Raw genomic sequence first — 14,498 nt, forward strand, 5'->3', positions numbered from 1 at the left:
AACTTTTAAGAATTTCATTTGTATTATTAAAAATATAAGTAATATTGCAATCGCTCTATTGCTGTTTATTTTGAGTCCTTTCAAAATATTTTGCTTATTTTTCAACAATTCCATAATTTATATATTAAAAAAATATCAATTTAATTTTTGACCAAAGTAGCACACAGCTCACTTTATTTTTATCTCATTTTGTTTCACAATTGTGTTCAAATGGTTCAAATACCCTTTAAAAACAAGGCAAAAGCGAGATAAAAATCAAAATGAATGCTTGTGACACAAAAGGGGAAACTATTTTTATAAAAAATTAATAAAGACATATACATGCAGCGTTTTTTAAAACTTGGGACATTAACTTACTTTTTCTTTTTGTCTACTACCATTTTTAGTCAGGAATATTATTTTAAACACTATAAGGTCGAAAACGGAATGTCTAACAATACCGTTTTGGCTTCTATTCAGGACAAAGACGGATTTTTGTGGTTTGGTACCAAAGACGGTTTGAACCGTTTTGACGGTTATCATTTTAAAACCTTCCGAAGCGGCGCGGATCCTAAAACTTCCTTAGGAATAAACTACATTCAGTCACTGCATGAATTCAAAAATTATATTTGGGTAGGAACTGATAAAGGATTGTATTCCTATGATAAAAAACTGGAGAAATTTACCTTTATAAACGAAGCGATCAACAATCGTATTAATGATATTGATAATGATTTAAAGAATAATTTATGGTTTATTTCTATTGGAACATTAATCAAATATAATGTTGACACCAAAGAAACCAGAATGTTTGACGGCAGAAATTCCTTTTATGCCACTTCTATAACCTGCGATAAAAATGGCGTGATCTGGGTTTCTTCTTACGATGATTTATACCGCTATTCTGAAGCGACTCAGAGTTTTGATAAGATTAAGGTGCAAATGTCCAACAGTACTTTTTCAATCTCTGTAATTTATGCCTTAGATGCTAACTCGATTTTAATAGGAACACGCGATCATGGTATTTACAAATATGATGTCGCAACGGGAAAAACTGCACCTTTTATCAATGATGTCGAAAAACCGGTTTTTGTCCGTCAGTTTAAAAGAAACAAAAATGAATTGTGGATTGCCAGCGAATCTGGTGTTTATATTTATAATTTAAAGAATAAAACAACCCGAAATCTACGCAAAAGTCCGAGTGATCCTTACGCCATTTCAGATAATGCGGCGTATTGTATTACGATTGATAAAGAAAACGGTGTCTGGATTGGGACTTATTTTGGCGGTGTCAATTATCATCAAAAACAATACGATCAGTTTAAGAAATATTTCCCGCGAAAAAGTGAAAATGCCATTGTTGGAAGTGCCGTTCGGGAAATTCACAAAGACGATCAGGGAAATCTCTGGATTGGTACGGAAGATGCCGGAATCAACAAGTTTAATTTACAGACCAAGAAATTTGTAAATTTTAAACCCGACGGAACAAAATCAGGACTTTCGTTTTATAATATACACGGTGTTTTGCCCCGAGGAAATAAAATCTGGATTGGAACTTTTGAGCACGGACTGGACGTTATGGACGCTGCAACCGGAAGGGTTATCAAACATTATGACCATACAACAAGCAGTTTTAAAAGTGATTTTATAGTTACATTTTACGAAACTCCCGATAAGAAATTATACGTAGTAACGTCGGTTGGAATTTATTTATATGACGAAAAAAATGACAGCTTTAAAATATGTGATTATTTTTCAGAAAGCACACATTTTACCTGTATGTTCAATGATAAAGACGGGAATTTATGGGCGGGATCTTATCGCGACGGATTGTTTTATTATAACCCAAAAACGAAAGAAAAAGCCGTTTACAGACATGATTTTAAAGATGATAAAAGTATCAGCAATGATTTTATCACTTCGATTTTTCAGGATAAACAAAACAACCTTTGGATTGCTACCGAAAATGGTTTGAACTTATTTGATTTTAAAACGAAAGCATTCAAAAAATTTACGACTAAAGATGGTTTTTCGAGCAATGTGATCTATTCTATTTTACAAGATGAAAATCAGAATTTATGCATTACAACTTCAAAAGGTTTAGTCAAATTTAATTATAAAACAAAAGCAGTTAAAATCTTTACGACGGCAAACGGGTTACTGAGCGATCAGTTTAATTACAGTTCTGCATTTAGGGATTCAAACGGAGATATGTATTTTGGAAATCTGAACGGGATGATTAGTTTTAATCCTAAAAATTTCAGCACTTACAAATACAATCCTCCTATTTTTATTACCGGACTTCAAATCAATAATCAGGATGTAATTGTAAATGATAAAGATTCTCCGCTTGATGAATCTGTTTCGTATATCAAGAAAATTACTTTAAAAAGTGACCAGTCCAATTTTAATATCGATTTTGCCTCGCTGAGTTATACCGCGCCTGAACTTACGCAATACTGGTATAAACTGGACGGCATCAGCGATGACTGGGTTTATCTCAATAAAAATAATAAAGTGTTTTTTACGGAACTTCCTTCCGGCAGTTATAAATTCAGGGTAAAATCGTTAAGCGCGGGCGGAATCTGGAGCAAAGAAGCTGTTGTAGAAATCACTATTTTACCGCCATTTTGGGCAAGCGGTTATGCCTTTTTTCTTTATTTTTTAATTATTTCGGGATGTCTTTACTGGCTTTTACGTCGTTATCATCACATGAATATCAAGGAAAACAACCAGAAAATTGCAAACCTGAACAACGAGAAAGAGAAAGAAATTTATCACGCTAAAATCGAATTCTTTACAAATGTAGCGCATGAAATACGAACGCCTTTAACGCTGATTAAAAGTCCGTTAGAAAGTTTATTAAAAAGAACATACGAGTCTCCGGAAATTATACCGAATTTATCCATAATGGAGAAAAATACTTCCCGTTTATTGAATTTGGTAAACGAACTTCTGGATTTTAGAAAAACAGAAATGGAAGGTTTGGGACTGACTTTTGTGGAAACAAATATTTCATTATTAGTGAAACAATTACATTCGCAGTTTACACCTTTAATTGAAGAAAGAAATATTCATCTGGAATTAGAATTAGGAGAAAAAAACATCTACGCTTTTGTTGATGAAGAAGCGATAAGAAAAATCCTGACCAATTTAATTAGCAATGCCATTAAATATGCTAAAAAAGAAGTGATTATTACTTTGTTCCGAGATGAAGATTCACTGGAATTTATCGTTAAAAATGATGGAAATTTAATTCCGAAAAGTCTTAAAAGTAAAATTTTCGAGCCTTTCTTTAGAATATTAGGTTCTGAAACACAAACCGGAACCGGAATTGGATTATCTCTCGCCCACTCTTTAACGGAACTGCATAACGGAACTTTAAAACTGCAGTTTGTAGACGATTCGATGAATACGTTTGTTTTGAGACTGCCGCTGCGTCAGCAAAGTGAATTTCATTTGTATAAAGATTCGGCTGATACTGTAAAAGATAATGATGAAGAATTTGAAAATGAGATCACGGCTAAAAATGTAAAAACCCAAATCCTGATTGTTGAAGATAATCTGGAACTGCTCAATTTTATGAGTAAAGAATTGAGTAAAGAATATAAAATTTATAAAGCTGCAAACGGTGAAGAAGCCTTAAAGATTATTCACAATCAAACGATTCATATTGTCATAAGTGATATTACAATGCCTGTAATGGACGGAATTGAATTGTGCAGCCGTATTAAATCTAATATTGAAACCAGTCATATTCCGGTAATTTTACTGACTGCTTTAAGTGCTATACAAACCCGTATTAAAGGTCTGGAATCAGGAGCTGATGCTTATATCCCCAAACCATTTTCGATGGATTTTATATTGGCGCAAATCGATAATTTATTATCAAACAGACGTCACGTTATGGAGTATTATGCGAGTTCTCCGTTGTCGCATTTAAAATCTATTGCCCATAATACCATCGACGAAGAATTTATTAAAAAGCTGGACGATATTATCGATCAAAATATGGCCGACACGAACTTAAGTGTTGAATCTCTTGCCGATATTCTGCACATGAGCCGTTCAACTTTATACCGAAAAATTAAAGATATTTCCAATCTAAGTCCAAACGAACTGATTAATAACGCCCGTTTGAAAAAAGCCGCCGAATTACTGCTTTCAGGCAAATACAAAGTCTATGAAATCGCCGAAATAGTGGGCTATAATTCGCAGTCAAGCTTCAGCAGAAATTTCCAAAAAAGCTTCTCAATGTCGCCATCGGAGTTTATTAACGCAAACGAAAATTAATTGTTAATGGTTAATTATTAATGGTTAGTTGTTTTTTCATAATTAACAATTAACCATTAACAATTAATAATTACTTCAAAATCGTTTCCTGAAGTTCTTCCAGCGTTTTTCCTTTGGTTTCCGGCATCATGAAAATGACAAAAAACAACTGGAAAACCATCATAATGGCGAAAATCAAAAATACGGCTGCGGCTCCAATCGTCGAGAATAAAAACGGAATCATAGATGGAATAATAGCAGCCAAAACCCAATGTGTAGAAGACCCAAATGCCTGACCGCTGGCTCTTAAATGGTTTGGAAAAATTTCTGAAATAAAAACCCAAATTACCGCACCTTGTCCTATGGCGTGTGAAGCTATAAATAAAAACAGAAAAATTGGAACCTGCAGACCTTCCCACTTAAAGAAAAATGCCGCTGCAACCAACCCTAAGGAAATTATATAGCCGATTGATCCTATGTACATCAAAATTTTTCTTCCTAAAACATCAATTAAAAAAACACCGAAAAGGGTAAATACCAAATTCGTTATTCCGATGCCTACGCTGCTCATTAAAGCGGCACTTTCGCCCAATCCTGCTTCTGCAAAAATTCTTGGAGCATAATACAAAAAAGCATTAATTCCAGAAAATTGATTGAATACAGCGATCAGAAACGCTAATAACAGCGGAAATCGGTATTTCTTTAAAAATATAGTTTCGCCTTTGTTGTTTTCATTATCGTTTCCCAAATGCATTTCGTGCAGTAAATCTTCAATTTTAGCTGTAGGATCTATTTTTTCCAAAACTGTTTTAGCATCCGAAATTCTGGATTTTGAAAGCAGCCATCTCGGACTTTCGGGAATTGTGAATACAACAATCGTATAAAAAAATGCCGGAAAAGCCATTATTCCAATCATCCATCGCCAGGCATTTTCGCCCGCATCGCGCAATAAATAATTAGATAAAAACGCCATTAAAATTCCCAAAACAATATTAAACTGATACAGCGAAACTAACCTTCCTCTGTCTTTTGCCGGAGCAATTTCAGAAACATAAGCGGGAGCCGCAATAGTTGATGCGCCAATTCCTAATCCGCCTAAAAATCTAAAGAAAGCAAAAGTCCAAGGGTCATTTGCCAATGAAGAACCTATTGCCGAAACGAGGAATAAAATACCAATCCAGACCAGTGTTTTTTTACGTCCTAATTTGTTCGTTGGAATTCCGCCAAATATTGCACCCACAACCGTTCCCCAAAGTGCCATTGCCATAACAACAGATCCATGAAAAACATCAGATGTGTGCCATAATTCCTGCAGTTTAGTATCTGCACCAGAAATTACAACGGTATCAAAACCAAATAAAAAACCGGCCAATGCGGCGGTAACAGACCATAATAGTATTTTATTCATAATAAGTATTTGTTAGTATCATCCATATAAAAACTCACAAAAAACTATAGTAATTAAAAAAAATCACATAATTTTTTATCAAATGTAAAAAAAATATTTTCAAATACTAAAACGTTTTAGTATTTTTATTGAATTATTAAATGTTTAATTTTTCAAAACCAAAAAATTGCTATTCAACAAAACTTAAAACTACTACCGCAAAATAAACCACATGAAAAAAACAATTATCATAGGCTTGTTAACCACAACATTTGCCTTGAATGCACAAGTCTACAAAGCACCCGTTGAAGAACGGGTCAAAGATTTACTCGGCCGCATGACCCTGGAGGAAAAAGTAAATTACATAAACGGTACCAACTGGATGTATACCAAAGAAATCAAACGGTTAGGAATTCCACAATTTAAAATGAGTGACGGACCTGTAGGAACCAAATCGTACGGAAAAAGCACCGCCTACCCTGCCAGCGTAATGAATGCTGCCACATGGAATACCAGTTTGGTTTACGATCTGGGCGTTGCATTAGGAAGGGATTCACGTTCCAGAGGCATCAATTTTCTTTTAGGGCCGGGCGTAAATATTGCACGCGCGCCTATGACGGGACGTAACTTTGAATATTTGGGAGAAGATCCGTTTCTCTCAGCAGCGCTAGCCGTTAATTATATAAAAGGAGTTCAAAGTCAGCGTGTGGTGGCAACTGTAAAACATTTTGCGGCCAACAATCAGGAATACGATCGAAATTTTGTTTCTTCGGATATTGATGAAAGAACCCTTCAGGAAATTTATCTGCCTGCTTTTAAAGCTGCGGTTCAAAAAGCAAAAGTGGGCGCGGTTATGAACAGTTATAACTTGTTAAACGGAGAACACACTTCGCAAAATGCGCATTTGAATTTAGAAATTCTAAAAAAAGACTGGAAATTCGACGGCATTTTAATGTCTGACTGGGGCGGCGTTCATGACGGAATCGCTGCATTTAAAAACGGAACAGATCTCGAAATGCCGGGTGATGAACATATCCTTCCAACATTACTTCTGCCCGCTTTAAAAAATGGCGAAATTCAGGAAACAACTTTAAATGATAAGGTTTCACGAATTTTAAGAGTTTGTTTCAGCTACGGTTTTTTTGACCGAAAACAAACCGACGAAAGTATTCCGAAAGATGATCCTAAAAGTGCCAAAGCAGCATTAAAGATAGCTCAGGAAGGAATTGTTCTTCTAAAAAATGAAAATAACATCCTTCCTATCAATCCCGCAAAAACAAAAAAAATTGCTTTCATCGGACCAAATGCCAATTCATTTAATGCAGGCGGCGGAAGCTCTCAAACAGAACCTTTTCATTTTAGTACGTATTATGACGGATTTAAAACTGCTGCAAAAAATAGCACTGTAACGTATGCAATGGGAATTCCGAGTTTGAATGCTTTGTCTGAACAATCTGTTTTTTATTTAGAACCGGGTTCTCAAACTGTTGGCTTGAAAGCAGAATATTTCAATAATAAAGAGTTATCGGGAATTCCATTGGAAGTTAGAAAGGATAAAATTGTTGATTTTTCGTGGGTTCAGACTCCAAATGTAATCGGAATGGGTCAGGATAATTTTTCTGTAAGATGGACAGGCGTTATCAAACCAACAAAAACTGCTGTTTATAAATTTGCTGTTCGAGGCGATGATGGCTACAGACTGTTTATCAACGACAAAATTGTGCTGGATTATTGGAGCGATCACGGCCCTATTGAAAAAAATGCTGAACTTACTTTAAATGCTGATACAGAATACAAAGTAAGACTGGAATATTATGAAAATAGCGGAGACGCTTCTATAACATTTGCCTGGTTTGAACCAAAAGAAGAAAATTTCAACGAAGCTATAAAACTAGCTTCCGAAGCCGATATTGCTATTCTTTGCGTAGGTTTTAATCAGCAGATTGAACATGAAGGAGACGAAAGACCTTTTGAACTTCCCGAAGCTCAGGAAGAATTGATAAAAGTAGTTACAAAGGCAAACCCTAATACTATTGTGGTTTTAAATGCCGGGGGAAATGTGTATATGCAAAACTGGCTTCCAAACATTAAAGGCCTTGTTCATACTTTTTATGCCGGGCAGGAAGGCGGTACCGCATTGGCAAATATTTTATTGGGAAAAGTAAATCCGAGTGGAAAACTTCCGGTAAGTTTCGAAAAAAACTGGAAAGACAATGCCACTTACAACAATTATTATGATACCGATAATGACAAAAGAGTGCAATACAAAGAAGGCTTGTTTGTAGGTTACAGGCATTATGATAAAAATAATATTGAACCGCAGTTTGCTTTTGGTTTTGGATTATCTTACACGAGTTTTCAATACAGCGATCTTAAAGTTTCCTTACAGCAAAACGAGGGAAAAATTACTGCTAATGTTACGTTTAAGGTAAAAAACACAGGAAATTCAGATGGTGCAGAATCGGCACAATTATATGTTCGCGATATCGTGTCTCCGGTCGAAAGACCCGTGAAAGAATTAAAAGGATTTAGCAAAATGTTTCTGAAAAAAGGACAAACCAAAGAGTTCAAAATAACGCTGGACGAAAGTGCTTTTTCGTATTATAAAACAGCTCTAAAAGATTTTGGTTATGATGCAGGAGAGTTTGAAATTTTAATTGGTGCTTCATCAAAAGACATACGATTAAAAGAAACCATTTCTTTAAATTAATAAACAGCATAATGATAACTAATGACCGAAATTTTAAATTTATGATGCCAACATTATTAAAAAATCAAGCTTCCAAAATTTTATTATTTTTAATTCTGATCCTGAACCAAAATTCAATTTTTGCGTTTCAAAAATTAGAACAAAACCTTTCTGCTCAGGATACTGCCAAAGTTCCAAAAGAAATTGAAGATCCGGAAAACATTGGCATAAATAAAGAAGCAGCTCATGCAACCTTAATGCCTTATGCTTCACTTAAAGAAGCACTTACTGCTAACCGACACGCTTCAACTTTTAGTAAAAGTTTAAACGGAATGTGGAAATTCAACTGGGTCGACTGGCCGCAAAAACGTCCGGTAAACTTTTACAAAACAGATTATGATGTATCGAAATGGAAGGAAATAAAAGTGCCTTCAAACTGGCAGATTGAAGGTTACGGAACGCCTTATTACAGCAATTACAATTATATTTTCCAGAAAGACTTTCCAAAAGTTATGAGTACTCCGCCGGAAAAATTTACGGCGTTTCACGAAAGAAATCCTGTGGGAAGTTACCGCCGTGATTTTACCGTTCCCGAAAATTGGAAAGGAAGACGCATTTTAATCACTTTTGATGGCGTTGATGCCGGCTTCTTTATTTGGGTAAACGGCAAAAAAGTGGGTTATGGCGTAAACAGCAGAAATGCCGCAGAGTTTGATTTAACGAAATACCTTGTTGCCGGAAAAAATACGCTTGCTGTTGAAGTATATCGTTTTACAACCGGAAGTTATTTAGAAGATCAGGATATGTGGCGATTAAGCGGTATTTTTAGAAATGTAACGCTTTGGAGTACTCCGCAGCAGCATATTAGAGATTATTTCATCAAAACAAATCTGGATAAAAATTATAAAGATGCCGATGTTTTGGTTACAACAAAAATTAAAAACTATGGAAATACAGCAACAAAACCTCGTTTAATTGAAGCTGTTCTTTATGATGGAGATAATCCTGTGAGTAAAGCTGTTGGGAAGAAAAATATTCCGGCTTTGAAACCCGGTCAGGAAATTACGGTTGACGTTGCTTTTCATGTCAGCAATCCTAAAAAATGGACTGCAGAAACGCCTATTCTTTATACCACTGTAATTAATTTAAAAGAAGGAAAAAATACAATCGAAACCTTATCATCAAAAACAGGTTTTAGAAAAATTGAAATTAAAGGCAGATTATTTACTGTAAATGGCACAGCGATAAAATTAAAAGGTGTTAATCGTCATGAAAACTGGCCAGACGACGGACACGCCGTTACCGAAGAACAAATGATAAAAGATATTCTTTTGATTAAACAAGCCAATTGTAACCATGTGAGAACGAGCCATTATTCTAATGATCCTCGATGGTATGAATTATGCGATCAATATGGTCTGTATTTAGTTGCCGAAGCCAATGTAGAATGTCACGGCGCAATGAATGAATTTAATGATGAACCGCGAATGAAAGCGGAAATTGTTGATCGTAATGTGGCGAATACGGAAAATTTTAAAAATCATCCTTCGGTATTGATTTGGTCTTTAGGTAATGAAAACGGAACCGGCGGAGTAAACTTTAGAACGGCTTTAAGAACGATTAAGGAAATTGATCCGACAAGACCTACGCATTATGAAGGTTTTGGTATTGCATTAAACAATCCGGCAGATATTGACAGCCAGATGTATACGGATGTTTATAATTTAGAAAAGCATGCGAATGATGCCTCTTTAACAAAGCCTTTTTATTTATGCGAATATGCGCATGCCATGTTCAATTCGATGGGATCTGTAGATATCTACAATGATTTATTTGATAAATATCCGGCTTTGCTTGGCGGTGCTATTTGGGAATGGCAGGATCAGGGAATTTACAACAATCGTGATCCTAAACATCCTATAACGGCTTTTGGTGGTGGTTTTGGCGAATACCCAAACGATCAGTATTTTATTCATAAAGGCGTTGTTTTTTCCGATAGATCATTAAAACCGCATTATCCGGAATTAAAGCATGCGTATCAATGGATTACGATTGTAGATAAAGACAGTAAAAATGGACTTTTTACTATTAAAAACCGTTATGAAACCAAGAACTTAAACAGTCTTACTGCTAAATGGGAATTAACGCAAGATGGCAATTTAAGAGCTTCAGGGGATCTAAAAACCGGTTCTATTAATCCTGGTGAAGAAAAAGAGATCAAAATCCCTTTAGATATTTTGTATAAATCGGGTTCAGAATATTTCTTACGGATTTCATTTGCTCTTGCCGAAGATGAATTATGGGCCAGTAAAGGTTTTGAAGTAGCTTCGCAGCAATTTGAACTTCCGGTAAATATTCCGCCAATTTTACAACATATTGCAGAAGCAGATTTATCTGTAAAAAACAGTAAAAACTTTATTCAGCTTATTGGAAGTGATTTTAAAATTGAGTTTGATAAAAACAAAGGAACGTTTTCTAAAATTGAAAAAAACGGTAAAAATCTTTTGCAGGAAAATGGAGGACCGCTTTTACATTTATGGCGCGCACCGCACAGAAAAGACGATATGTGGGCTTATGAAAATTGGGATAAATATGGTTTACAAAAAATCAAATGGACAGCAAGCAACATAAAAACGCAAAAAATATCGAGCGGCAGTTTTGAAATTAAAGCCACATTAACCGGAACGGGCAAAGAAAACTTTAAAGTAATACACAACGTTTTTTATACCATTAGCGGAAACGGTTCTATTAAAGTCACAAATGATGTGAGTTTTAATGATCCCAATTTGATTTTAGGCCGAATTGGTGTTCGTTTGTTTTTAGATAAAGATTTAAACCAATTTGATTATTTAGGACGCGGACCAATGGAAAATTATCCTGACCGAAAAAGCGGTTTTGACGTTGGTCATTATTCCAGTTCGGTAAACGAACAATTAACGCCTTATGAAAAACCTATGGAAGCCGGAAATCATGAAGATGTACGCTGGGCAAATGTAAAATCTCAAAATGGTTTAAGCTTAACGATCAAACAGGGCGATGATTTACTGCAGGTTGCCGCGCTGCCCTACAGTGATGAAGAAATGGAAAATGTAGAATACAAAATAGATTTACCAAAAAGTAAAGGAACTGTTTTGTGTATTTCGCATAAAACCTTAGGCGTTGGTTCGTGGGGATGCGGGCCAAAACCTTTAGAACAATATTTGGTTTATGCCAAAGCAACTTCGTTTAATTATGAAATTGATTTGAATTCGAAATAAGAATTTAATCCGTTAACCCGAAATAAAAAAAAGCATTAGTAATCGTTACTAATGCTTTTTTTTATTTTAATAGAATCTAAAGTTTTATTCTTCGGTAATTTTAAAAGAATAAGAACCAGATTTAAGCTGAATCACTTTATATATTCCTTCATTTGTAACATTAATATCTTTTGAATTACAAGTAAAAGTGCTGTTCTTGCCTAAATAAAAACTCGCATTGGAGTTTGGCGGAACAACTACTTTATAAAGTATATTTTTATTTTCCCGTTTCCAGTTTGATACAATTTTTCCGTAAGGAGATATATGTTCTGATTCAAAAAAATCAAGTCCGTTGGCGAAATTTGGTTTTAGTATAATATGTTTAAAACCCGGTGCATTTTCATCTGGAAAAATTCCGCCCAATCCTTTGTACATCCACGCTCCTATTTCTCCAAACATAATATGATTTAAAGATGCGTCGTTTTTTTCAACATGCAGCGGCCAGTTTTCATACAAAGTTGTAGCTCCGTTTTTTATCCAATAACCCCACGAAGGAAAATCTTCCTGTGAAGCAATTTTATACGCGGCATCGGCATAACCGTTTTCGCTTAATGCATTTAGTAAAGACTTCGTTCCTAATAAACCAACATCTAAATGAAAGTTTGTTTCCTGTACTTTTTTATACAGATTATCGGCTACTTTTTGTTTGAATTCATCAGGAACTAATCCCCAATAAAGCGGACCGGATAATTCGGTTTGTGTTCCGCTCGCATATAAGTTTGTTGACGGATTAAAAAACTGCTGATTGAATGCCGTTTTAATTTTTGCTGCTAATTTAAAATACTTTTCCGCATCGCTTGTCTTTCCTAACAGTTTGGCTGTTTTGACTAAAATCAAAGCATCTGCATAATAATACATAGTCGAAGTTAACGGTTTAGAACTTTGACTTTTAACAGGAACCCAATCGCCTAATCCCCAATCTGTAATACCTGTTGGATATTTTTTATCAATTAAATCTACATATTTTTTGATGTTGGGATACATCTTGTTCAGCAAACTGGAATCTCCGTAAAACTCATATATTTTCCACGGAATAATTGCAATCGAACTCGTCCAGTCCGGACCCGTTGCAAATTCATATCCAAAAGCTCCGGGATTTGGGACAATGTTAGAAATTCCGCCGTCTGGCTGCTGCTCATCCTGATGATCTGCAAGCCATTTTTCGTAAATCGTAATGCCGTCAAAATTATATAATCCGGTTTCTACATTGGTTTGCGCATCTCCTGTCCACCCGTTTTTTTCGCGCTGCGGACAATCGGTTGGATAACCAAATAAATTGGCCAGATAACTGCTGTTTGTAGCTTCCCAAATTTTATTAAAAACCTCATTTGAAGTTTTTATTTTTCCGACAGAAGGAACGTCACTGTGCATTTCCAGAGCTAAAAGACAATCCTCATTTAATTTAAAAGGTTTACTTGATGTTACTTCTACAAATTGAAATCCTTTGTAATTGAATTTTGGAGAAAAACTTTCGTCGGCATTTCCTTTTGCAATAAAAATATCCGTTTGAAAAGGATCAGAATTGTCTGTAGGTCGATAATGTAAATCGATATTAGAAAGATCAACCATTCCGTTTTGATACAAACGTTCCGCATGTTTTATTCTGAAAATAGTTCCCGAAGCTGCATTTTTTATCGAAAAACGAACGGTTCCTGCAATATTTCTTGGGAATGAAAATACGGTTAAAGTATCATTTACCCGATTAATTTTTGTTGGTTTTAACTGAGCTGTAATCTGGATAGGATGCAATTGCTGCGAAACCAAATTGGATGATGGCGCTTTTACAATTGTAGATTTTTTCCAATTGCTGTCGTCAAAATCAGGTTTGTTCCAATTGCTAATTTCTTTACGGGCATCATAATGTTCGCCTGTATAAATACTGTTGAAAATTACTGTGCTGTCTGCTGTTTTCCAAGTTTCATCGGTAACAATAGTTTCCGTTGTATTATCAGAATAGGTAATTCTGATGTTTACCAAACAACGCGGACGATTTCTCCAAATTGTTTTATCAAACTTCCAAACGGCGGTCGATTGATGGTTGTACCAGCCGTTTCCTAACAAAATTCCAAAAGCATTTTTCCCTTTTTGTAATTGCGATGTAATGTCTAAAGTGGCATATAAATTTCGGCTGTCAAATTTTGTAAACATTGGGTCGAGCATTCGGTTTCCAACTTTTTTTCCGTTTACATAAAATTCATATAATCCTCCAGCTGTAACATAAACACGTGCCGATTTTATGGTTTTTGCTGTAGAAATTTCTTTTCTGAAATACGGCGCAGGTTTGTAATTTATATCATGGGAATCGGAAATCCAGCTTCCTTTCCAATCGCTGGATTGCATCATGGCGGTTTCAAAACGCTGAATTTTTGAAATTTGCGTTTTGTCATTCTGATCCCAAACTTTTACTCTCCAGAAATAGGTTGTAAAAGATTTTAGGAATTCTCCTTTATAAGAGATTAAAATATCTGATGAAATTACTTTTCCGGTATTCCAAATGGTTGTTTTTCCTTTGCTTAAAGCGATTGAATCTGTTGCGATTTCTATTTGATATGCGGTTTGATATACATTATTCTTGTTACCGCTTAATTGCCAGGAAAGTCTTGGTTCCTGAACATCAATTCCTAATGGATTTACTAAATGTTCGCATTTGAGATTTACAGGCGTTTGTGAATGGCCTGCGAAACTCATTAACAAAAAAAGGAAAAACAGATATGTTGTTATAGTATTTTTTTGATTCTGTGTTATCATTCGTTTTTATCTTTAATTCGTTTTAAAGGTTTAGTCCCTAACGGGACAAAATATTGCGTACATTAATATATTTTGCTACCGATATTAAATCCCTACGGGATAAACTAGTCTGGGCATTCATGTTACT

General features: G+C 35.1%; 5 protein-coding genes. 3 read left to right on the forward strand and 2 right to left on the reverse strand.

Annotated features, from left to right (window positions below; translation table 11 throughout):
- Positions 1-321 precede the first annotated feature (321 nt).
- Positions 322-4,272, forward strand: a complete 3,951-nt coding sequence (locus FLAPXU55_RS11580; RefSeq protein ID WP_180857786.1) for a hybrid sensor histidine kinase/response regulator transcription factor — start codon at positions 322-324, stop codon at positions 4,270-4,272.
- Between the two features lie 70 nt (positions 4,273-4,342).
- Here the strand turns inward: FLAPXU55_RS11580 and FLAPXU55_RS11585 are convergent, their stop codons facing one another.
- Entirely contained in the window at positions 4,343-5,659 is a 1,317-nt protein-coding gene (locus tag FLAPXU55_RS11585; protein WP_180857787.1) for a sugar porter family MFS transporter, read from the reverse strand.
- A gap of 211 nt (positions 5,660-5,870) precedes the next feature.
- Here FLAPXU55_RS11585 and FLAPXU55_RS11590 point away from each other — a divergent pair, with 211 nt between their 5' ends.
- Together FLAPXU55_RS11590 and FLAPXU55_RS11595 are read left to right on the forward strand one after the other, a co-directional pair.
- On the forward strand, positions 5,871-8,348 hold the full coding sequence (locus FLAPXU55_RS11590) for a beta-glucosidase (RefSeq protein WP_180857788.1): 2,478 nt from the start codon (positions 5,871-5,873) through the stop codon (positions 8,346-8,348).
- 41 nt (positions 8,349-8,389) lie between these two features.
- The gene (locus FLAPXU55_RS11595; protein ID WP_219637255.1) at positions 8,390-11,584 is read left to right on the forward strand and encodes a glycoside hydrolase family 2 TIM barrel-domain containing protein; all 3,195 of its coding nucleotides are present in this window, start codon (positions 8,390-8,392) and stop codon (positions 11,582-11,584) included.
- A gap of 84 nt (positions 11,585-11,668) precedes the next feature.
- Here the strand turns inward: FLAPXU55_RS11595 and FLAPXU55_RS11600 are convergent, their stop codons facing one another.
- On the reverse strand, positions 11,669-14,371 hold the full coding sequence (locus FLAPXU55_RS11600; protein WP_180857789.1) for an alpha-L-rhamnosidase: 2,703 nt from the start codon (positions 14,369-14,371) through the stop codon (positions 11,669-11,671).
- Positions 14,372-14,498 lie beyond the last annotated feature (127 nt).

The sequence above is a fragment of the Flavobacterium panici genome, assembly GCF_903819335.1.
GTDB lineage: Bacteria > Bacteroidota > Bacteroidia > Flavobacteriales > Flavobacteriaceae > Flavobacterium > Flavobacterium panici.

Excerpts from the sequence above, each read along its gene's own strand:
- FLAPXU55_RS11580 (WP_180857786.1), top strand. The coding sequence starts at position 322 with ATGCAGCGTTTTTTAAAACTTGGGACATTAACTTACTTTTTCTTTTTG.
- FLAPXU55_RS11585 (WP_180857787.1), bottom strand. The coding sequence starts at position 5,659 with ATGAATAAAATACTATTATGGTCTGTTACCGCCGCATTGGCCGGTTTT.
- FLAPXU55_RS11600 (WP_180857789.1), bottom strand. The coding sequence starts at position 14,371 with ATGATAACACAGAATCAAAAAAATACTATAACAACATATCTGTTTTTC.
- FLAPXU55_RS11595 (WP_219637255.1), top strand. The coding sequence starts at position 8,390 with ATGATGCCAACATTATTAAAAAATCAAGCTTCCAAAATTTTATTATTT.
- FLAPXU55_RS11590 (WP_180857788.1), top strand. The coding sequence starts at position 5,871 with ATGAAAAAAACAATTATCATAGGCTTGTTAACCACAACATTTGCCTTG.